Source organism: Paenibacillus sp. FSL R5-0914 (assembly GCF_038004525.1).
Classification (GTDB): Bacteria; Bacillota; Bacilli; order Paenibacillales; family Paenibacillaceae; genus Paenibacillus_AQ.
Map to the genome: position 1 here is coordinate 2,852,158 of NZ_JBBORH010000001.1, position 21,742 is coordinate 2,873,899.

Here is a 21,742-nt window from a genome sequence, read left to right on the forward strand (position 1 = left end):
TCGGAAAGCTTCTAAAAAGGCAGCTTAGAAGAAGGAATTGGCATGGCTTCACGCGAATAAATCACCGAGGTGATTGATAGTGGCGGGTAGCTCTGACAAGGTCGTCATGGCGTTTATTGGAGTAGCATTATCGATTTTTATAATTTATCGGATATATATATGGCTGCAAAATTCTCCGCGTTCTTTCATGAAGGATCAGATCCCGTTTAATAAAGTGATTATTCCTCACCCGTCTATAGACATACTAGAGGATGAAGGGTACGAGGTCGTTGGAGGGAAGCTCAAAATCCCGTTGTCCTTCAACGTAAACGGGGCGCAGATGTATAGCCGGTTATTTATAGATTATGTGGCGACTAAAGAGGAAGGATCAATATATTTGGTTATCCTTTCTAGACCACGCAAACCTTTGGATTTCACAGGCAGTGGCTTACGAGATACCTTGCTTCCGTACTTGCTGATTTATCCGGAATGTAGCGGAGTTTTGTATGTTAATACTGCAGCGGGATCTATTCAAGTGATTAAGCTTGGCAGAGATGACGGAGAATCAAACTGAGTCCATTTAACTAGGTGTATGCTTCCGAAGTAGTTTTGCCGAAGCAATTCGGAGAGCATCGCTTACAAAACTAAGTCCATGCTTCCGATGTAGTTTTGTCGCTGCTAATCTGGAAGTGTCGCTTACAAAACTTTTAGGAGGCAACAATGAAGGGTCAACGACATATTAAGATACGTGAGATTATTACGCAAAAGGATATCGAGACACAGGACGAGCTGGTAGAAGCCTTGCGTGAATCTGGTTTTCAGGTTACTCAAGCTACAGTATCTCGAGATATTAAAGAGCTATTGCTCATCAAGGTGCCTATGGATGATGGAAGATACAAATATTCGCTTCCAACTGACCAACGGTACAATCCAATACAGAAGCTGAAGCGCGTTTTGGTGGATAATTTTGTGCAGATCGATTCATCGGCTAATCTTGTGGTGATGAAATGCTTACCGGGAACGGCTAACTCAGTCGCTGCTTTGATTGATAATATTGACTGGCCACAAATTATGGGGACCATCTCTGGTGATGATACCATTCTAATTATTTGCCGCCAGCCTGAGGACAGTAAGACTGTAATTTCACAAATCATGGGTTACATTTCTTAAATTATAAGAAAGTATAAATTTCATTATATTCTTATCATCTTCTCGGAGGTGCTCTATTAGTGTTAGAAACCTTGTCTATCCGCAATCTAGCCGTCGTTGAGGCGGTAGATGTGCATTTTTATCCTGGCTTCCATGTGCTCACAGGGGAGACTGGGGCAGGTAAATCCATTATTATTGATGCGCTTGGTCTGATTGCCGGAGGGCGCGGCTCCGCGGATTCTATTCGTTACGGTTGTGAAAAAGCAGAGATGGAAGCGCTCTTCAGCCTCCCAAGCGGTCATCCCGTCTGGGATACTTTAGAGCGTCTTGGCATTGAGGCTCAGCGTGAGGAGCATCTTATAATACGCCGTGAGCTCACCTCTCAGGGTAAAAGTACATCACGAGTAAACGGACAGATGGTCAATCTTACTATGCTACGTGAAATTGGCGAGCAGCTGGTTAATATTCATGGACAGCATGAACACCAAAACTTATTGAAGGCAGAACGACATTTGGGACTTTTAGATACATACGGAGAACCCATTATCGGGCCGCTAAAAGCGGTATATCAGGAAAAGTATTCAGCCTTTGCAAAAGTGGAGAAAGAGCTCCGAGAGCTGCAGGAATCCAGCCAAAAGGCTTATCAAATGCTTGATTTGTACCGTTTTCAGTTAGAAGAAATTTCATCTGCAGCATTAAAACCGGGAGAAGATGAATTACTTGCCGAAGAACGGGTCAAACTATCCCACAGTGAGAAAATGATGGATTCCGTATCCGGTGCATATGAGCTTCTCTACGATAGACAAGGCTTAGAATCCATAGGTAATGTCATTTCCAGACTCGAGGATGCGGTTCGTTATGATGAAAAGGGTCTTAAATCCGTGCTTGAGCAGCTGCAATCATCTTATTATCAACTAGAGGATGCTGCATTTCAGCTTCGTGATTACCGAGAAGAGATCGAATTCAATCCACAGCGACTCGAAGAAATCGAGAATCGTCTCGATTTAATTACCGGACTCCGCCGTAAATACGGAGATAGTGTAGAACAGATTTTGGCTTATTATGAACAAATCCATCGGGAAACCGATCTGCTTGAGAATAAAGATGAATATCTGGAGAAACTGACGACCAAACGCGATGCATTGCTGTCTGTATTGATGGAAGCAGCTACTGAATTAAGTGAAGCACGGAAGCTGTGTGCGTCTGATTTAGCCACGCAAGTGGAGAGTGAGCTTAAAGATCTTCAGATGGAAAGAACCTCGCTACAGGTTAAATTAGACACGTTGGAGGACCTACGTGGAGTTGAATATAAGGGTCGGCGTATTCGTCTTACAAGACAAGGGATCGACAGTGCGGAATTTATGATTTCCCCTAACCCTGGCGAGCCGTTAAGACCTCTTGGCAAAATTGCCTCGGGTGGTGAGTTGTCGCGAATTATGTTGGCAATGAAGAGTATTTTTGCGCGTCATGATGCGATTCCAGTTCTGATTTTTGATGAGGTAGATACCGGTGTGAGTGGTCGGGCTGCTCAATCCATTGCAGATAAACTGTATAAGCTGTCCTCCACTTGTCAGGTGTTCTCCATTACGCACTTACCGCAGGTGGCTTGTATGGCTGATCATCAGTACTTAATCCGCAAAAAGGTTGAGGACGGAAGAACCATGACGGAAGTGGAATCACTCTCGAATGATGGACGTGTAATGGAGCTGGCCCGAATGCTGGGTGGGGTGGAAATTACCGAAAAAACATTGCACCATTCGCAGGAAATGCTTAATTTGGCCGAGGCAAGTAAGGCTGCAACAAGCTAAGCGGAACAATGATTGACAGTAATAAAAGCCTGGGGGCAAGGTTATCTTATAGGTACGCAATTGGCGACCACCTTTTTCGTCAAGCGAAAGAAGCAAAAGGGAGCGTGACAGCCATTGAAGCCTAACCTCAGGAAGTTAATGCCAGGCCTTTTATTTGCCTTCTTTCTTAGTTTATCGGGCATAACGGGAACCCACCAAAGTTTTGCCGCACCACTGAACAGTGAACCTGCCAAGGTGACTGCGCATGGAATGAAACCGGAACTGAAGGTGATCCCGGGAGGTCAAACGATCGGAGTAAAGGTGAAATCAGCAGGTGTTCTGGTTGTTGGACATCATCTGATTGAAGTATCCGAGAAATCCAAGCTTTCCCCAGGTGAGGTCAGCGGTTTGGTGCCAGGTGATTTGATGATCTCCATTGATGGAGAGAAGTTGGACGAGTTATCTAAGGTGGCCAAGCTTGTGGATCGTGCTGGAAAAGCGAATAATTCTCTGACGATTGTCTTTAAACGCGCTGGGAAAGAGCATACAGCCAAGCTGAAACCCGCGTATGATATTAATGACAAAGTCTGGAGGTTAGGCCTGTACATTCGAGATTCTGCAGCGGGTGTCGGCACGTTAACTTTTTATGCCCCGAAACAGGGGGTTTATGGAGCTTTAGGACATGTGATTACGGACATGAATACAGGAACACCAATTGTTGTTGGCAGCGGTCATATTGTTCAGTCCAGTGTAACTTCGATTTCTAAAAGCCAGGATGGCGATCCGGGTGAGAAACGAGCCCATTTCTTAAAAGAAAGCCAAGTGCTTGGTAATGTGGAGAGTAACACAGATTTTGGCATCTTCGGTAAAATGAGTCGTAATCCCGAGCATAGTCTTTATAAAGAACCTATTCCTGTGGCAATGAGCAATCAAGTCAAGGAAGGTCCAGCTGAAATTCTTACCGTTGTAGATGGGCAGCAGGTAGAACGATTTAAGGTTGAGATCATTCATGTGGCACATCAGCAGACGCCGGCGACAAAGGGTATGGTCATTCGTATCACAGATCCGCGACTGATCGATAAGACAGGTGGTATCGTTCAAGGGATGAGCGGAAGTCCAATCGTTCAAAATGGACGGCTCATCGGCGCTGTAACTCATGTGTTTGTAAATGATCCTAAGTCCGGCTACGGTTGCTTCATCGAATGGATGCTTAAGGATTCTGGTGTAACCCTACAGGAGAATAGGTATCCATTAAATCTTAAGGCGGTTTAGCCTTAAGATTTTTTTGTCGAAGGATTACGAAGATCATCGAACTTTGAAATAAAATATTTAATTATAATCCATGCCAGAAAAAAAATAAAGAAAAATAATTTTCGACAGAAGGGAATTCAATCTCCATGTCGAAAATGTTAAGAGACAAGAAAAAAATGTTATTTTCGAATAGCAGATATAATTAAGGAGGAAGCAGCCAGTGCAGAATATTGAAGTGTTGTTGGCCGATGATAACAGGGAGTTTACGAATTTGCTTTCCGAATACATTTCTGAACAAGAAGATATGACGGTAACGGGTATCGCCTACAATGGTGAAGAAGTGCTTCAAATGCTAAGCGAAGCACGCAAAGTTCCCGATGTCCTTATTCTTGATATTATCATGCCACATTTAGACGGTCTGGGTGTCTTGGAACGTCTGCGTGATATGGATCTGAATCCTCAACCGAAGATCATCATGCTGACCGCTTTTGGTCAGGAGAACATCACTCAAAGAGCTGTACAGCTTGGTGCATCCTATTATATTTTGAAACCGTTCGATATGGAGGTCCTGGCAAATCGTGTACGTCAGCTTGTAGGGGTCCAAGGCAGCATGAGCTCATCCTCTAACATGTACAACTATTCGTCGACGTCCAGATCGAATGTAGTGCCGCTTACGAAGGGCAAGAATCTTGATGCTAACATTACCTCGATCATCCACGAGATCGGTGTTCCAGCACATATTAAGGGCTATCAGTACCTGCGCGAAGCGATCACCATGGTATATAACAATATCGAGATCCTTGGTGCGATTACAAAAACACTCTATCCAGCCATAGCAGAGAAATTCAAGACCACGCCTTCACGCGTTGAACGTGCCATTCGCCATGCGATTGAAGTGGCTTGGACCCGTGGCAACATCGACTCCATCAGCCATTTATTCGGCTACACGATTAATATCTCCAAATCTAAGCCTACTAACTCGGAATTTATTGCCATGGTAGCCGACAAGCTGCGGATTGAGCATAAGGTTAGTTGAAAGGGTTAGGGACAGTGCGTGGTAAGGAATTGTAGGTTGCTGGTAGTGACTTACAGTCAGAACAATTATGGCGGTAAACATCTTAAATCAGCCGCTTGAAGCCAACTAACTTCTATATGATAAATGTACTGATACCGTTGTTTATTGGGTTTGTCAAAAACCTAATGAAGGGCGGTATTTTTTTATGACAGACATGCAATTTCAATTGGACAACTTTATGCTTTATTGTTCATCCAAGAATTTGTCACGGAAAACACTTGCGAGTTACGAACAGACACTGAAGCTTTTTATGCTGTATCTTAAAAACGAATTCCAAATTGAAGAAGTCAAGAAAATTCAAACAGGACATATGAGGCACTACATCAAGTATCTAAGGGAGCGTGGCAAATACACAGTAGTTGCTGCGTCAAATTCTAATCATAACAACCATCCAGAAGGCAGAAAAGATTACAACTCAGAAGTATCAACGTCTACAATTTCTAATTACGTCCGCAATATCAAAGTTTTTTTCAATTACCTTTATCAGGTCGAAAAAGAAATTACCAAGAATCCTATGGAGAAAATAGAGAATCCTAAAGTTGAACGCAAGTTAAAGCAAACTTTGTCACCTAATCAGCTCAAAGGTATTTTTAATCATTTTGAATCCAGTACATTTCATGGTTACAGAAATCGTGTGATCACCAGACTACTTCTTGATACTGGAATGCGTGTTGGTGAATGTTTGAGTTTATTGCCTGAGAATATTGACTTCCAGCATAAGAGTATCCATGTGATAAACGCAAAAAACAAACAAGAACGTTTCGTTTATTTTTCCTATAAAACTGCAAATGAGTTAAAATCATGGTTGCGGTTCAGAGATAGATATTCTGACAGTCCATTTATGTTTCCTACCACCAAAGGTACGCAGCTTGAAGTGCGGAATTATGAACGTGCTTTACGTCAAGCTGGTGAAAAAGTTGGAGTTCATGTCCACCCACATCTGTTAAGAAACAATTTTGCAAAATATTATATATTGAATGGAGGGGATTGGTTTAGTCTTTGTAGAATATTAGGTCATTCCTCAGTGGAGGTTACTCAAAAAGCATATCTTGATTTTTCAGACGAAGAGATTGGGAAGAAATATCAGAAACATAGTCCGCTGACTTTCATTGAACAGTTATGACGCTGATTAATGTATATGTCAGATTGATATGCAAAGGAAGGTCGATATTAATTCTAATGCTGCAACTATGCCAGAAGATGCTGATGTTGTACGATATATCATTAGATCTTCAATAAACTTAGAGTTTAGAAGAATATCTGATTAGCGGCAAATTAAAGTGTGGAAGGATGATCATTTCTTTACTCTCAGAGACGCTCTCAGAGCGATTCAAATATCAGTGGGTGCCATCTGTAGAAACAGAATAGGTAAATCTGCCCATAGAGGATACAGCGGTATTTAAATGATGTGGGATGGTTGTGGTGAGGTGTGATTTGATTTGTGGTTTTGGGAAAACTTGCATTTTTATATTTTTGTGCTATTCTTTTTCCTGTTATCCCTTGTTATTTAGTCACAAAGAATAATCCGTCACTTTTGTAGGGTGGGCGGATTATTTCTTTTTGTTCAGCCTTTAAGAAAAAACGCACCAAAAAGAGTAATCCATCAACTTTCTCAGGGCTGGGGGTGGATTACTCTTTGTCATTTTACCTGTATCAACGTATTTCGCTTCCGCAGGAAGCCTTGGGCGAAGCGTCCAAAGGCGAAGCCGACAATTGGGGAACTCCGTTCACCAGAGATATAGAAGAGAATATTAAAGATATAAAAAAGAATATTATATCCTAATTTTGGAGGGTTGAATCACGCCGCAGAGCCTCGTCAGAGGGTAAAACGGAGGTTTCAATCACGGAGCAGCGTGTCAAAATTTGCTCTTAATCCCTTGTTACATATAGCTTAGATCAATATCCGCTGGCATATCCTAATTTTTTGGGTTTCGATCACGTTCGGAGCCGCCTAGAAACCGAAGAATTTAGGTGTGAATCAAGGGGTATAAAATGCCTTTAAAGTATTTAACCATTCCTTATTTTATACCACTTTATGTTGGATATTTGAGTAGAAAAGCAGCGCACTTAAGTGGAATTTGAAAGCTGAGTGTGTTGCTTTTTTGACTTTAATGGAATTACAGGGCGTCGATAGCACTGAACATGGTGCTGAAAACGATTCATATATAGCTTAGCGCTTCCTAAATCTCTTGGGCAGAGGAATGATAGCGGAAGTAAGAAGGAGTGTTACAACGTGTATGAGCAGCTTCGTAGCTATGAAGCGTTACTGAGCGAGAGGTAAGCTTATTCCGCTTCAACAACTCTATGCTTTAGGTATTTTTGTTTCGTTCCGTCACAGATTCCTAAATCAAGCTCCAGATGAAAAAGGAAATTAGATATCGCATTATGTTCTTCGTCAGTTAAAACAGTATTTTCAGTTTGATAATGATTTAATAATGATACTAAACAGAAGTCTTTCGGAATGAAAACCCCATCTTCGCCCTTGATAACTCCCATCTCATTCAATGAATTATCTGAGATCATAGTTGATCCTCCTTCTTGTCGCCTACGATAGTAAACAATTCGTCCAACGTAATGTTCAAATATCCGCAAACGTTTGCTAGTAAAGAAGCTGGAAGTCTTGCTCCTTCAATATCATTGTTAGCCAACTTGTAAATTGTACCTATTCTTTCGCTGATTTCTTTTGATAGCTTATATGGAGTAATTTCTTTTTCGGCAAGGATTTGGGCGAGATTGCAGTGAAGAGAAAACATATTTTTCATAATACCCCTCCAAATAAATATAATAACTATTGACATTAAACGTCTATAGTCCTATAGTTTAATTATAGTCTTTTAACGTTTATAAACATAAAACGATCATATCATTTAAATGAAGGAATGTATACATATTTCCTTGTTTAACTATGCCCATTTTACGAAGGAGAATGAATAATAATGCTGAGAAACGGAAAGAGCTACGAATCAATGCTAAATGACCTTGGAAACTCAAAGGAAACTTGGATAAAACTTCTAGAATACAACAAGATACATTCTATCTGGAAGCAAAAACTGGACTTTTTATTACAGAACGAAGCTGATCTGAGAGAGTGGAACACCTTCTGGAGTGGTAACATCGACACAATTCCTGCTGATATCAGTGACTTTCGTCAGCGTAAAATGCTACATATGCAGAATAGCCTGACATTTTCGCAATTTGAACTAATGTATCAAGGCAACAGAAAAGAAGCGTTAGAAACTCTATTCGTCGAAGTTGTTCCTGAGTGGATGATAGAGAAGTTGGAAGCGAAAAGGATTACTTGTAAAGTCATGTATAGGGCAAGGATAGAGGGAAAAGAGCATATATGGAACTTGATCAATGTTGCATAGTGTGTTCAAGACTAATAGTATAAAAAAAACCGAAAAAGGGCGACCTAAAAGGTCGTCCTTTACATATTATAGGAGTTGTTTTATGATATAGTTGGTGTATTTTTGGGTTTGTAATTTGGACAAAAATATACCATTTTATTATTTTCAATACCTGAGATTATATTAACCTTTAATAAAGGGTATTGTCAATACCTTTAAATGAATTAAAAGGTATTGTCACTCTCTTTTAATGAATGGAGCTGATAGAAGGGTGTGAGATTGTACTAGGAGATGAAGAGAAGGAGTGAAGGTGATTGGATGTAATTGAGCTGACGAATGAGAAATTTCAGATGTCCTTCCTTAAGGGGTTTGGATTAGGTGGGTGCTTTGTTATTATCGTTTATTTGATATGGAGGGCTTGGAACAACAGGAATAAGTAATACAACCAGAAAGAGTGTGACAATAACTATGGTAGTTGATAATAAGGTTAGATTTTTAACGGAGTTAGAAATGCAACAAAACAATTTTGAAGTTGAGAGAGTAGGAGATAGGGTACTCACTACGGTAGATATTGATATTTTTAGAGGAACAGCTATGGATGATTATATCGGTAAATACTGGAAGGTGATAATTGGTTGTGAAGCTTTCAATATCTTTCATTCTTTTCTAATGAGAACTACTAGTACGAATAATGCAATTCAGGTTTCGAAAAAAGAAATAAGTGAGGAGTGTGGCGTTAGCATCACAAGAACGAGTGAGGCTGTAAGAAGATTAAAGGAACTTGGATTTATTCAGGAAATTTCATTGAATGAATATGTAAGAAACGTCTATGTTGTTCGCAATCAGACGATACCAATAATCCCGCAAAAGGAGTTTGAGAAGTTTCCTGAACATATGAAACTTGAGCATGATGAGTACCTGAGTAGTAGGATTTAGCATGACACTTCGTAGGATTTGGAACAACAAGGATTAAAGGAGACTGATATTTCATGGAAAAAATGGACTTAATGCAACTAGTACTAGATCAAATGACGGATCTGTATGCCAATGACACTCAGCTTTCTCCTGAAGATAGAAAAAAACTGCAAGCTGAATTTGAAAAGAATATGGAAGAGTTATCGCATTATAACAATGAATCTCGAAAAGAAAGAGATAAGCGGAGGCAGGAGTCCAAGCCTATTCAACCAAAATCTTCATTAGACAAGTTGGCAGCTGAACTTAAAGAGGTAAAGGAGCAGTTGGTAACCATTCAGAGTGAAGGGATTGAGGATACCTCCCACTTTGACCTACCAGCGCGAGTAAGAAGACTTGAACAGCTTCTGGCAACCAACGTACAGGATATTAATACCTGTTGGGAGCGATTGAGAGAGTTGGAGCATGAAATTGGTCGATTGAAGTGAAGCTCACTGGAAGAATTGGAGGGATAAACTGACATGCAAATTACAATATCAGAGGACACAATGATGTATATATACCTCAAAGACCGCAGCAAACATAAATACGCGAAGAATAAATCACGCTCAGATGTAATTTGCTATCTCCTTTACGATGCTGCGGACAACTTATTGGGAATTAGAATCATAAACAAGCATGAGGATAAACCATCGATTGATATGCAGTTACCCAAAGTTGGTAAGGTAGAGTTTCCAATGCACAACGCACAGATCACAGAAACAGAGCAGGAGATACTCATTGTCTTTAATCAGGATACTCCTATTGCAAAGGAAACGGCACATACATGCGTTCTTGATGTTTGCAAATCAGGCATTATAGGAGTTGAACCAATGCCATATGTTTATATTGGTGGAAAAGAGATGATGAAACCTTTCATAATCAGAGACGAATCTGTTCCAGTACATCATGTGTTTTCTCCTCCTGTCAACTGCACCTGTGGCAATAATAGCTTTACAGATATAGAACGAGAAGACTCGATTTTTGGATTTCAAAACGGATGGAAGTGTGCGGAGTGTGGACATGTGTATCTTCTCATGTGACAGGAGCTTGGCAAGCCACCTAAAAATGCTGGGTTGCCTGTAGAAGAAGCGAAACGCATATCAAGAGAAGAGTGCGTATAGAAGATCAATAATACAAAATGGAGGAATGAAAAACATGGAAACAAATATAAATGAGAAATTGTCTAAGCTTGAGCAAACGGTGCATCTCATGAAGATGAAAGATGTGCGTAACGATATGGCGAAAGATGCTATGCTGCATCTGTATAATGAACTAAAGGGTAAGTACGACAATATTCAAATTGAAATGAAAGAAATCAAAGCAAGGCTTGCTACTAAGTAGGTTGAAAAAGTGGTTGGTGCGTAACAATACGATTGCCCTTGCGCACCAATCTTCTATATAAAGAATTTTTTAGGAGGAATAGTATCATTGAGTAGTGTATCGAACGAATTTTTCAATTTAATTCCGCAAAGCCAAAAGGAAAACCTTCTTCCAATTGCTTTTATGGAAACTGCAAATGTAATAAAAGAATATATAACAGCTTCTAGAATAGGTGAAGATGTACATTGGGTTTGCGATTCTGCCCCTGGTCATGGTAAAACAACAGCTCTCAAACAAGTATTGATGAAGGAGTGTAGAGAGCCGCTGCTTATTGTGTTTAATAATAGAGATACAATGCGTAGTTTTTACAATAGTGTTTTTCAATACTATAAAGAGGAAATAGGCGCAACAAACATTATTCAATATGTCGATGCAGACAACTTGGATAGCGTTACAGAGAGTTTAAGTGGTTATCTCTTCGTCTGTATCACACAACAACGTCTTCGTGATCTGGCTATTGGAATGGGTAATAAAAACGTCTATATGTCATATCAGGCTCAAGAGGGTATGAATAGGAGATTGAAAAAACGGCAACTCATAATTGACGAAATGCCTATATTCTTTAATGACTGTGAATTTGACATATCAGAAGAGAATAACAGTGTTGCTTGGTTTGATGAACTTGCGAAAAGTAGTGATTTGGAAGAGTTTGAAGCTCAAAGTGCAAGAATCACTATCATGAGCTTAATTGTAAATGAATTAAAGTCTAAGGTGCAGCCATCTACTATGCGCTTAATTAGGACTATTGAAGGCTCTAAGGAAGAGATGAACCTCCGAAACGCTTTGGGGAAGTTGACCAAGAATTGTGATTCTCCAACATTATTGAGACAATTTGAATGGTTCCTAAAACTGCTTGATGAAGATGGGAGTGGTTACATTGACAGGCAAAGAGGTCTACAAAAAATTCTTTGTTCTGTGAGGATTGACTATAGGAAGCTGGGAAGTGTTTTAATACTAGATGGTTCGAGTCCATATTCAAAAATTCTCTATAACAATGAGTACCAATTCATTGAAATGGAGAACTATCACGATTATAGTAGGCTATTTGTTCATTGGAGAGACATCAATACTAACTTAGATGCTCGAAGAAGCCCAAGCAAGGGAGTTCAACAGGCAATCTCAGATGATATTAAGCTTTTACGTGATAATGAGTATGATGTATTTCCACTGATGCACAAAGGAGATACAAAGGACTATCTGAACTCAGGAGTAATTACCTCAGATCAGGCAAAGCTTTTTAATGAACGAGAGAGTGATAATGACTTGCCTTTGAATTTGCTAAATACTGTAGGTAAAAACGTGCTAAGTGGATATGACTCGCTTGCTCTATTAAATCTACCAATTCGTTATCCTGTTTACTATAAGAAGATTGCTATTGGTATATACGGAACAGATATTGATTTATCAATGGCAGAGAAAGGTATAGGAAGATGGTTTCAGGATATAAGAGTTGAGCAAATATATAATGAATGCCTCATATCAGAGTTAATTCAGATCATTCATAGAAGTGGCTTGAGAAATGTTACTGCCACATCAGATGTAAACATATTCATATACTCGAAATCAGAGCAAGTCGTAAAACGCTTGTCTGAATCATTAAACGTTCCTTCTGATAACTTCACGACAACTAAGTTGAACAATAATTCTCTTTATGGTTTTGGTGAAAAATGCAGAGAATGGGCAGTGAAGACAAGGGAGTTCTGCCTCAAGCATGAGTCTGATTTTAATAATACTCTCCATCTTGCGCGTAAAGTGGGAGGCAGACCCTTTAAGGAATGGCTCAATAGCAATTGGGTAAAAGCAGAACGAAGGAGAACAATAGAACAGGAGTTTTCAAATATGGGGCTAATAATACAGGTAGAGAAGAATGGCTATAAGAAAATTGGTTTAGCTTAAGGGAATTATAGGGAAGAGATGAAGTGACGGGTGGTTTCTTATATATAGAGAAAAGTCTCGTCGCTTTTTTGTTTTACATTTTCAGATGTTCTTAGTATAGATAAACAAATGTAATACCTTATCTTTATAGGGATTGGTATGGAATGAATTTAATATAATATAGTTGGGGGTGCTGGACCAACTATTTGAGATTTTTCGTTCGCTGAAGCTCCGCAAAACTCAAATACCTCCCGCACCACCCCCACGTGCGCAAGCGCACTTCCCCCTCACGGGTGCTTTTTATCCTTTTTACAGTTCCACGCCGCGCCGCCTGTTACCTAGCGATAGAATGTGTGAAAAAGAGTTGAAATGCCATCAATTCAATCGCAAAAATGCTGCTAAATTTGAGTGAAGCTGAGATTGGAAAAATTCAAAAATTGGCTGAGGTTTACGTGAATTGAAAATAACGAGCGATAGCCAGTATCGTACGAAATTCTATTATTCATATTGCCAATTATGAATAAAGATATCAAGGGTTTGCAGCTTGAGTTACAGGATTTTATAAGGGAACAAAGAGAGAGTAATAAGCGAGTAGAGGATATGCTGGCAGAATTGGTAGAGAATCTTGCGGTTAGCGATGGTTCAGTGCTGAGGGAAGAACAATTTGGGAAAAGATTGAAGCAATTAGAAAGAGTGATCATGCTTCTGAAGACTGACATGCCAAGGTTGACCAAAAGAGTCAATGAGCTGGATTCAGATTTTACTGATATGAGGTACAAATGTAAGAAAGACTGAGTAGTGGAATGGAGCCTAGCGATAGGCTCCTATTTGATAGGGGAGGGGATTCCTAGCCTTTCTACGATACATCACCTCTGTGTCATTTGCGGAGTGTTGGGTATACTTTTTGATAAAGTTCTTCTTTCATTTCTGTAACATTCGAAAATCGCATGCTTTTGATCGGTGATATCGCTTTTAGTATGAACTGTTTTAGTGGCTCATTCTTTTCCGAATGATAGTTACTAGTGCGTCCAGTTAAGACGAAATAAATAACCTTTCCAAGCGCAAAAGTTTCATGTCTTATCTCGTAGTTTTCAAATCCCACGACTTCGAGATCGTTATAATCATTTAAAACACCTTTTATTTCAGTGCCTAGTCTGGTAAGGGTGCTATTCATACGTTTGACGTTTCCGAAATCTGAAATTTTTGCATAGGTTGAACCATCATCGTAATGTTTGACTAATATATTGGTTAAGCTGATATCTCTATGAAGTATACCTTTGGCGTGAATGTACATGAATGCGCGAAACAGTTGCTCAATTAGCACTCTCCTATTTTCGAAAAGAAGGGTATTGTTGCTTCGGTTTATATATTTGCTTAAAGTTTCGTCAGCATACTCCATTACATATTCATTTTTTTTATTATCGAAGGAAAACGCCTTAATGATAAAAGGACTCGATAAAGAGTTTAAATCATTGTATTCATTTCTGAATCGTTCTAGTTCATCTGAGCGTAGGTCGTTTTTAGCTCTCTTCACTGCATAGTAAGCATTATAAAAGGGGTCTTTGTACTTGAATACAGTTGCATAAGAACCTTCGCCAATTAAGCGCATTTGTACAGATGTACTGCTTAATGTGCTGGATAACGATTTTGTATTAGCTATGTTGAAAATGGGTTGATCTTCAATAATGTTAATGAGATCAAAGTCCTCAGGTATCGTGCTTCCTCCACTTGTTGAAAGGAAGGAGATACACTTGTTCATGATGTCCTCATAATAATCGTTTATGTTAAATGCATATTCATCTTTAAGGTTCCCATGAAATGATTTAGTGAATTGAATTAATTCTTTAAGTGATCTACTAGGTTCTGCATTGTAATGTCGATTGAATTGTGTTTTTTCATTCATAAAAGAAAATAAATTATTGAATTGTGCGTGAAGTATTGAGAAAATCTTTTTTAAATTGATGTTCTCAATGTTTTCGTAATATCCACTTAAAAGCACAACTTCATCAGAGTCATATCTTGAAATTTGATTTAATTTTAATTGGATAAATCTTGCTTGATGATTAGTCAATTCAAGTCACCTCATTTAGTTACATTTCCAACCCTCCTATTATCCTACCTCAGAACAATATGATTTTCTATTTATTAATTCCTTACATTTTTAGTGTGAAGTAAAGTTGAGTAAGTGAATAATTTATGCCAACTATCACCGAGGGAATGTCTCAAAAACCTTCGTATTTCAGACGAATGGAAAACGCAATAGAAGAAGCCGGAAAAGGAAAGAAAATAGTTCCTTTAATCGTTTCTAAATCTATGTTGTAAAAACGTACATTAATGGTACAATGAGTTTATATATAGACATTACGGAGGGATATTAATATGAAGATAGGGTATGCAAGAGTTTCAACGGCTGATCAGTCTTTGGATATGCAAATGGACTCTTTAAACAACGCTGGGTGTGAACGTATATACACTGAAAAAGCTAGTGGGGCAAAGGATGATCGAGTTGAGTTACAGAAGGCTCTTGATGCACTACGGGAAGGAGATGTGTTTGTTGTCTACAAGCTTGATCGCCTAGCGCGCTCCACTAAGAAGCTGATTGAGGTCTATGAGCAGTTGGTGAAGCTGGGAGTTGAACTAGTGAGCGTCTGTGATGGATTGGATACTACTACACCTACAGGAAGAGCCATGTTCAAGATGATAGGGGTCATTGCTGAACTGGAACGAGAAATGATAGTAGAGCGAACTAAAGCTGGATTGGCGGCTTCCAGAGCTAGGGGGAGAAAAGGAGGGCGACCTAAGACTGATTCAAAGAAAATTGAACGTGCTTTGAAACTTTATGACAGTCAGGAACATTCTATTGCTGATATTGAAACAATGACTGGTGTGAAGAAGGCAACTCTGTACAGGGAATTGAACATACGAAAAGGCAAGCTGAGTAAAGTTGAATAGAGACAAAACTTGAGAGCATCCACAGGATGTTCTTTTTCATATACCCCCCATACCTTTAGATCAGAAAGGTGTTTTAAATTACCACAATATCCCATGCACTGTTCTGCCTCGATAGGTCAAGTGAATTGAGCGCACCACCTAGTGGAAAAATTCCACTACCCCCTAATAGGAATATAAGCAATAAATAGAATGACTATGGTGAATTTGAGAGCATAAATAGGCTTTTTTTGCTGATCTATCCACATAAAACAGTATATCTTTATTAAGAATGGGGCAAAGAATTATATTTGGCTCTCCAATTATCAAATACCCTAGTGGAAAAATTCCACTAGGGTGAAAAGCACTTAACGTAGGATGTGCCATATATGAAATATGAATTTTATGTAAAACAGGGTATTAGATCAAAGCTAATGAATTTGATTGATTTGACGTAGAATACTGTTGAAGTTAACCCTGACAACATCTTTTTCATGTCTTCCCACATAACTATTATGTGCAACAAGGTTTCTACATTCAGCCATTTCGTTTATTTTGGTTATTATCCAATTTTGGTCAGGGAAATACTTAGAGAAAAGAGTCCAATTGTTACTTAATATCATTCCTAGTTCTTTGAAGTCGAGGTAGAATAATTCGGAGTTCGCTCTAACCCTAATCCATTTATTCTTTTCTTCTTGCTTCTTCCTAATGTCGATACTATCTTTGATGCTCTTATTTAGGTTTATCATGCTGAAGTAATCAACCCCATAAGTTTCTTGACAAACTTTCTCTATAAAAAACCTTATGGAGTTTTCAACACTATATAGGTAGATGTAGGCTTCTGCCATTTCCTTTCCTTTTTCTTTTACATCTGATGGAAGTAGTTCTTCAATGCTATTTGAAAGCTGGTTGACAGTATCATCTAAATCTTCGATCATAGATTTTTCAACACTGTATATCTCTAAATTTGGAAGAAAATCAACGCTCATCACATCAAATCCAGCTTCAGCAGGGATTAAACGATGACATACACTTATGAGTTTCTTATTAAGTTCTTTGTCAACTAAATCTAAATTATCAATTAGGATATAGAAGGCAACCTCTGTCCACTTTGCGTTCCATCTTTGTCCAGAAAATTCACGATCACTTCGGATAGAACATTTCCCGCCCTTCAGCAACTTAACTAGCTTATCCTCCTTTGTCTTTTCCAAATACTTCATCAAAGTAGAAAAGAAAACTTCTTCATCTGGTTTTTCATATGTAAACACGATATCACACCTTTTCATTTGATTTGTTCAGATTGTCGTTGATGATCATAGCAGTATATTCGTTCATTGAAACGTTTGGGGTTAGACAAAAAAATTCTTTGGTCTTATTCGTGACAGGCTTACCGCATCTGGCAAAGATATAAAGGTCTTTTTCTGGATTAATAGGAAAGACAACATTTGAAATGGCATTTTCACTTTCAGGCTCCTGATCAGTTGAATTTATCGTTTGAGCTGCATTCACCTTCGACATTTTCTCTATCAGAACTTCTCTGTCCCATAATTTTACTCCAAGACGCTTCGCACTATCTTTAGCCTGAGCTTTAAATCCACTGTTGGTTATGACCCAAGCTTCGACACAGCCATATACATCTTTGCTCGTGTAAGCTTGCTGAATGGCTTCGTAGCCTGCGTTCATCTTCCACCGCTTGACTTGAATGACAACTTTCTTTGTTGCTGAGGTCAAAATCAGGTCAGCACCATAACCACCTTTCCCACTAGTACGCTTAACTTGCCATCCTTGTCGTTTGAAAAACTGCTCCAATAGCGTTCAAACATTGTGCCGCTCATTTTGTTGATCTCGTTGATGGTAGCCTTCTTTAGCTTTTCTTGAACATAGGCAATACGCAAGGTAATTGATATAACCAACGTAATAATAATGATGATAAGTAGTGGATTCAGCCATGCTCCACCAATTGATGTTCCATACTTACTGAAGGTGAGGTTGAAGGCAAATACAAAGGCACAACCCACTGCTAATTGCATTGCTAGTTCTACTAAAGAAGGCTGCTTTTCACGTCTTCTACCCAATTTGCTATGCTCTTATTCATATGGAGTATGGTAGTATATGTATAGGTCATTATAACTATATTTGTAGATTTGTGGAATACATGAAGTCACATATAATTGCAGAATTCGAGGGGGACGCCATCTATGAATAAGTATGGATGAACAGTCTGAAGCACTTACTAAATGGAATGTGGTTGCTTCAGAGGTTTTCGGAGAGCGGAGTTCGGCACATCTTAAGGGCTACCCTAAGAACGCGTTCCTAGGGCTGTGTGATGCTGGTATGGTTAAGGGTATCGGAAAAGGTAATTATGCTAAGCGGAGTACGTCTCAAAAGAACAAGGGCTACGCAATCAAGGCGGTACAACTGCTGACGGAGAAGCCAGAGTTGACAGTTGATAAACTCAAGCTGTGGAACGAGGTCACGAAAGGCGTGAACCTGACACAGAACTCGCAGATGAACCTTGTAATAGCTCTATGGAAGAACAATTTAATCGTTTTGGAGTAGTGTGATTGCTCAATGTATAGAAACTAAAGTGAATTTTATGATTCTGAAGGATGTAGTAATTATTTGTTTTATTTAGCTGAGGAGGAATTCATGAAAGGTTCTACAAAAGTGGTCATAGGAGTAATTGTTGTAGTTTTAGGTATTCTTGTAGGGAGTGGGATGAACGGAGTGGCGACTCCGAACGTTGATCAACAGACAACAGCAAAAAAAGACCCATTTAAAGAACTGCGAAGTGATGGAAAGCATACTGAACGAGAAAAACTAATAAAAGATAAAGTTGATAAGTATATGTACGAGAACTTTGGAGGGACATTCAAGACTACATGGTTTGATTCAATATCAGCTAGCGGTGCTGTAATTAATGAGTACGGAAAGTTCTTTATAGTAGTATCAAAAGGGGAAGATGAAAAAGCGATTGATTATGTGAGCGGTCTTTTGAGTTTCTTCAATGATAAAACGATTGATAAAGACTATAAGGTAGCAAAGGTTATTCTTGTAGATGAAGAATACAAAGTATACAAAGTGATTAAACAAGTAAATACAATAGAATGGTAGCTTGCTTATCGAAATGGACTAGTGGAGCAGGTGAAATGCTAGAAAGAGTCTTTATAGGGTGTGAACATGAAAGCATATACAGGATGCGGTTATTCATAGACCCCGGGTATTTTTAGATCAAAAAGTGCTTACAATTTCCACAATATTCCACGCACTGTTCTTCCGCGACAGGTCTAGCGAATTGAGCTTGCTACCTAGTGGAAAAATTCCACTACCCTTTAGACAAAAGTAAGCGATTAATAGACCAACTCTAGAGAAAATCGAGTATGTGATAAGTTTTTTTGCAGTTATATCCGTTCCAAACAGTATCTCTGCTAATAAAAATGGAATGAGCAGTACAGATGGTACTCCATTTAGCAAATACCCTAATGGAAAATCTCCACTGGGGTATTACAAACTGCTTGAATACTGAGTGTGAAAAAATTTTTACTATGTGTTTATTGATGTTTTTATAGCACCATTTAAAAACCATATATTAACTCAATAGTAATTTATTGTTGACTTACTGAATACTATGTGTTATAATATTCATGCAAAAGAGGTTTCTTTAATCATTTTTGTAAGCGCTTACAAAAATGATTGTAAAAAATAAATGTTTTTGAGCAATGGGAATACACAATAAGAAAGGGAAATGAAGAGAAGTATGACTATTAAGAAAAAAAAGACAAAAAGTAACAAGATGGCAAAATGGTGGAGAAATTTGAATAGTAGATTTTGCAATGATATTGCAAAGACTCAAGCGATTACAAGTTTTGAATTATCCGAAGAGGATAATACAGAGTTGGTTATTCTGTTGTTAAAATCATGTAGAAATTCAATCATGAGAACTAAAGACAAAAATAAACCGACCTATTACGGGTTGCCACATTATTTCTCTGATTACAGGAAGATGGCGACAGCTTTAATTAAGAGAGTAGATTTTCTCGAATGTTGGGTGAATTGCTATAAGGCGTATAAGGATAGTGATAGAAGAATGAATTTAAGACCAACATTAGGACGAATTAATCACAACAAAGGGTACAACTTGGCGAATATTGAAGCACAACCATACAGCCAGAACACATCAGACAGAGCAGTGGAGAGGTTTTCAGCGCCATGCATAGCTGTAGTTGCCACCAAAGCAGACTCTACGGCAACTGTGTTCGAATCTCCAAGCGTGGTCAACGCAATTTTCCGAATTGATGAAGTCATGGAATTAGGAGTCACGCGTAATATGATGCATGGCAATCTCAACAATGGTATCCGGCGTGTCACAGAGAACTATTCAATGTTCATCATAGGTAGAGAGCGACTTATGGATGCGCCAATAATTGTAGATATGGGTATTCCAGTTAGCGTTGTAACGGATGATCTAAGTGTACGCTATGTCCATATACCAGTTCTTCAAGAAGAAACGAAAAGCTGCTTGGAACTGAACGTTGATGATTTTGGGGTTGTTTATATAAAATTTGTTGAAAGTATCGAAAATATGAAAGAAGAGGTAGCAGTATGAGTTTATGTTTTAGTTATTTTGGTAAGAATCAGATTTTTGTGTGTGCGGATAGTCGTGTGTGTGTCGGAGTTAATGGGGAGAATCATCACGTTACAGATGATTATAGGAAGATTAGGAGAGTTGGCAATAAAGTTCTTTTTATAAGCGGCGAAGTAGAGGTCGCTGAGAAGATATTTAATAATATTGGAGCTTCATCCACAGTTCAAGACATTAAAATTGAAGCTGAGAAGGAATTTCGTTATTATGAGAAACTTCATCCACATGAGGATGCTGGTATAATCGTAAAAATCCTCCTAATGGAAAAGCAGATGCCAGCATATTACTTTTTGAATAGCAAAGATTTCGTTTTGGAGAAACAGGATAGCAGTGAAGGGCAAATTTACTCTATTGGAGCGCACCAAGAGGAAGCTATGGCATATTGCCTTGGTGTACAAGGTTGTCAGTCTGGTATTGGTATAGATGAAGCGATAGTAAGCGCTTATCATCATGTAGCTGACGAGACAGTTGGTGGCAAGCTGCATTGCTTCATGATATCTAACGATGGCATTGCTGAAGGACAAAGTAAAATCAAAGATAGTAAGCCTCTAAAGAAATCCAGAGGAAGAACATTCCCTTACCATTGTTCGCTTGACGGCAATTTGGTTGCCAGAAACGCGACACTGGTCAATGCTGACATCAGTGGCAACATCAACATGACAAGTGGCACAATGTCTTGGAGCAATATTAACAGTGATCCCACGATTTCAACCGCACAAACGACAGCTAACACAGCGATAAATGGAGTTTCTGCTATTGCAAGTGGAACATACAGTGGTACTTTTATCAACGGCAAGATGATCTACTCTCCAACTCTCCAAGGAGGAAGAATCATCGGTAACTCAATTGAAGGTAGTACTATCACAGGTGCAACGATTATAGGGGGATTGTTCAAAACTTCTGATTCAGGGAACAGGATTGAACTAAACTCTTCTGGACTTAATTCTTTCAATGGAAGTAATCAATTGCATGGTGTGAGGATTGAAAGTTCGAACTATTCTTCATTAGGTTTTTGGAGTGATGGAACCTTTAGAGGCTCAGTTGAAGCAATTAATGGAGATTTGCAGATTAAACCTTCTGGTGGGAATTTAGTATTGAACGCAAACACTAATACGGTGGTTCTACAAGGCAAGGTTGATTTTAGTGACGCGATAGTAACAGGTCTTGTTCCTGTGTTTGGCTAATAAATTTCTTCTTTCAGTGATAGAAACGTTTTTAAATAAACTAGAAGGGCGTCTAATGCCCTTCTAAATTAAGATGGTCTGTAATTTTAATCAGAGTTAATTTTGAATTATTACTCTGGGAGTATTCTACTATAAATTAGGTGTCATAGGTGTCATAGGTGGCAAAGGTGTTATCCTTAGGGGATTTTGAA

Annotated in this window: 25 protein-coding genes; 19 read left to right on the top strand and 6 right to left on the bottom strand. The window is 38.9% G+C overall.

The genetic code is table 11. The features are described 5' to 3' along the window. Positions 1-79 precede the first annotated feature (79 nt). The 7 genes from MKX60_RS12510 to MKX60_RS12540 all read left to right on the top strand — a co-directional run bounded on the left by MKX60_RS12510 (position 80) and on the right by MKX60_RS12540 (position 7,024). Positions 80-553, top strand: a complete 474-nt coding sequence (locus tag MKX60_RS12510) for a hypothetical protein (RefSeq protein ID WP_256716299.1) — start codon at positions 80-82, stop codon at positions 551-553. Between the two features lie 146 nt (positions 554-699). After that, positions 700-1,149, top strand: coding sequence for a transcriptional regulator AhrC/ArgR (gene ahrC / locus MKX60_RS12515; RefSeq protein ID WP_042190440.1), 450 nt, complete (start codon positions 700-702; stop codon positions 1,147-1,149). Between the two features lie 59 nt (positions 1,150-1,208). Next, positions 1,209-2,936, top strand: a complete 1,728-nt coding sequence (gene recN / locus MKX60_RS12520) for a DNA repair protein RecN (RefSeq protein WP_341059972.1) — start codon at positions 1,209-1,211, stop codon at positions 2,934-2,936. A gap of 138 nt (positions 2,937-3,074) precedes the next feature. Continuing rightward, entirely contained in the window at positions 3,075-4,187 is a 1,113-nt protein-coding gene (spoIVB, locus tag MKX60_RS12525; protein WP_081382880.1) for a SpoIVB peptidase, read from the top strand. Positions 4,188-4,386: 199 nt separating this feature from the next. Further along, a complete protein-coding gene (gene spo0A / locus MKX60_RS12530; protein WP_042129795.1) occupies positions 4,387-5,202 on the top strand; it encodes a sporulation transcription factor Spo0A in 816 nt (271 codons plus the stop codon). Between the two features lie 184 nt (positions 5,203-5,386). Beyond that, positions 5,387-6,364, top strand: coding sequence for a tyrosine-type recombinase/integrase (locus tag MKX60_RS12535; protein WP_341059973.1), 978 nt, complete (start codon positions 5,387-5,389; stop codon positions 6,362-6,364). Positions 6,365-6,877: 513 nt separating this feature from the next. Beyond that, positions 6,878-7,024, top strand: coding sequence for a hypothetical protein (locus tag MKX60_RS12540; RefSeq protein ID WP_341059974.1), 147 nt, complete (start codon positions 6,878-6,880; stop codon positions 7,022-7,024). 500 nt (positions 7,025-7,524) lie between these two features. Here MKX60_RS12540 and MKX60_RS12545 read toward each other — a convergent pair whose 3' ends face one another. Both MKX60_RS12545 and MKX60_RS12550 read right to left on the bottom strand, forming a co-directional pair. Then, entirely contained in the window at positions 7,525-7,764 is a 240-nt protein-coding gene (locus MKX60_RS12545) for a hypothetical protein (RefSeq protein ID WP_341059975.1), read from the bottom strand. After that, positions 7,761-8,003: a helix-turn-helix domain-containing protein gene (locus tag MKX60_RS12550; RefSeq protein WP_341059976.1), complete on the bottom strand. Its 243-nt coding sequence runs from the start codon at positions 8,001-8,003 to the stop codon at positions 7,761-7,763. Before MKX60_RS12550 ends, MKX60_RS12545 begins: the two co-directional genes overlap by 4 nt. Positions 8,004-8,177: 174 nt before the next feature. Here MKX60_RS12550 and MKX60_RS12555 point away from each other — a divergent pair, with 174 nt between their 5' ends. From MKX60_RS12555 to MKX60_RS12585, 7 genes are all read left to right on the top strand, one after another. Next, the gene (locus MKX60_RS12555) at positions 8,178-8,609 is read left to right on the top strand and encodes a hypothetical protein (protein WP_341059977.1); all 432 of its coding nucleotides are present in this window, start codon (positions 8,178-8,180) and stop codon (positions 8,607-8,609) included. A 447-nt stretch (positions 8,610-9,056) separates the two neighbouring features. Further along, a complete protein-coding gene (locus MKX60_RS12560; RefSeq protein ID WP_341059978.1) occupies positions 9,057-9,524 on the top strand; it encodes a winged helix-turn-helix domain-containing protein in 468 nt (155 codons plus the stop codon). Positions 9,525-9,577: 53 nt separating this feature from the next. Beyond that, positions 9,578-9,988 carry a hypothetical protein gene (locus MKX60_RS12565; protein ID WP_341059979.1) on the top strand — a complete coding sequence of 137 codons (411 nt, stop codon included), beginning with the start codon at positions 9,578-9,580 and terminating at the stop codon, positions 9,986-9,988. Positions 9,989-10,021: 33 nt separating this feature from the next. Continuing rightward, positions 10,022-10,582, top strand: a complete 561-nt coding sequence (locus MKX60_RS12570) for a hypothetical protein (RefSeq protein WP_341059980.1) — start codon at positions 10,022-10,024, stop codon at positions 10,580-10,582. A 115-nt stretch (positions 10,583-10,697) separates the two neighbouring features. Then, a complete protein-coding gene (locus MKX60_RS12575; protein ID WP_312149892.1) occupies positions 10,698-10,883 on the top strand; it encodes a hypothetical protein in 186 nt (61 codons plus the stop codon). Positions 10,884-10,970: 87 nt separating this feature from the next. Then, positions 10,971-12,818 carry a hypothetical protein gene (locus MKX60_RS12580; protein WP_341059983.1) on the top strand — a complete coding sequence of 616 codons (1,848 nt, stop codon included), beginning with the start codon at positions 10,971-10,973 and terminating at the stop codon, positions 12,816-12,818. 516 nt (positions 12,819-13,334) lie between these two features. Next, positions 13,335-13,592, top strand: a complete 258-nt coding sequence (locus MKX60_RS12585; RefSeq protein WP_341059985.1) for a hypothetical protein — start codon at positions 13,335-13,337, stop codon at positions 13,590-13,592. An 82-nt stretch (positions 13,593-13,674) separates the two neighbouring features. Here the strand turns inward: MKX60_RS12585 and MKX60_RS12590 are convergent, their stop codons facing one another. Beyond that, entirely contained in the window at positions 13,675-14,868 is a 1,194-nt protein-coding gene (locus MKX60_RS12590; RefSeq protein ID WP_341059986.1) for a protein kinase domain-containing protein, read from the bottom strand. Between the two features lie 308 nt (positions 14,869-15,176). Between MKX60_RS12590 and MKX60_RS12595 the strand changes: the two genes are divergently transcribed. Continuing rightward, positions 15,177-15,749 (top strand): recombinase family protein, encoded by a 573-nt coding sequence (locus tag MKX60_RS12595; protein ID WP_341059987.1) that lies wholly within the window; start codon positions 15,177-15,179, stop codon positions 15,747-15,749. A gap of 407 nt (positions 15,750-16,156) precedes the next feature. Here MKX60_RS12595 and MKX60_RS12600 read toward each other — a convergent pair whose 3' ends face one another. Genes MKX60_RS12600 through MKX60_RS12610 form a run of 3 tightly spaced genes read right to left on the bottom strand, consistent with a single transcriptional unit; the run spans position 16,157 to position 17,800 of the window. Then, positions 16,157-16,993, bottom strand: a complete 837-nt coding sequence (locus MKX60_RS12600) for a Swt1 family HEPN domain-containing protein (protein WP_341059990.1) — start codon at positions 16,991-16,993, stop codon at positions 16,157-16,159. A gap of 4 nt (positions 16,994-16,997) precedes the next feature. Continuing rightward, positions 16,998-17,534 carry a restriction endonuclease gene (locus tag MKX60_RS12605; protein WP_341059991.1) on the bottom strand — a complete coding sequence of 179 codons (537 nt, stop codon included), beginning with the start codon at positions 17,532-17,534 and terminating at the stop codon, positions 16,998-17,000. Then, a complete protein-coding gene (locus tag MKX60_RS12610; protein ID WP_341059993.1) occupies positions 17,459-17,800 on the bottom strand; it encodes a hypothetical protein in 342 nt (113 codons plus the stop codon). Before MKX60_RS12610 ends, MKX60_RS12605 begins: the two co-directional genes overlap by 76 nt. A 133-nt stretch (positions 17,801-17,933) precedes the next feature. On the opposite strand from MKX60_RS12610, the gene MKX60_RS12615 reads away from it, so the two are divergent. The 4 genes from MKX60_RS12615 (at position 17,934) to MKX60_RS12630 (ending at position 21,551) form a co-directional block, all read left to right on the top strand. Further along, positions 17,934-18,284, top strand: coding sequence for a DUF6979 family protein (locus MKX60_RS12615; RefSeq protein WP_341059995.1), 351 nt, complete (start codon positions 17,934-17,936; stop codon positions 18,282-18,284). A 90-nt stretch (positions 18,285-18,374) separates the two neighbouring features. Next, a complete protein-coding gene (locus MKX60_RS12620; RefSeq protein ID WP_341059997.1) occupies positions 18,375-18,839 on the top strand; it encodes a hypothetical protein in 465 nt (154 codons plus the stop codon). A 643-nt stretch (positions 18,840-19,482) separates the two neighbouring features. Next, positions 19,483-20,331: a hypothetical protein gene (locus MKX60_RS12625; protein WP_341059998.1), complete on the top strand. Its 849-nt coding sequence runs from the start codon at positions 19,483-19,485 to the stop codon at positions 20,329-20,331. Beyond that, positions 20,328-21,551: a hypothetical protein gene (locus MKX60_RS12630; protein ID WP_341060000.1), complete on the top strand. Its 1,224-nt coding sequence runs from the start codon at positions 20,328-20,330 to the stop codon at positions 21,549-21,551. Before MKX60_RS12625 ends, MKX60_RS12630 begins: the two co-directional genes overlap by 4 nt. Positions 21,552-21,742: the final 191 nt, after the last annotated feature.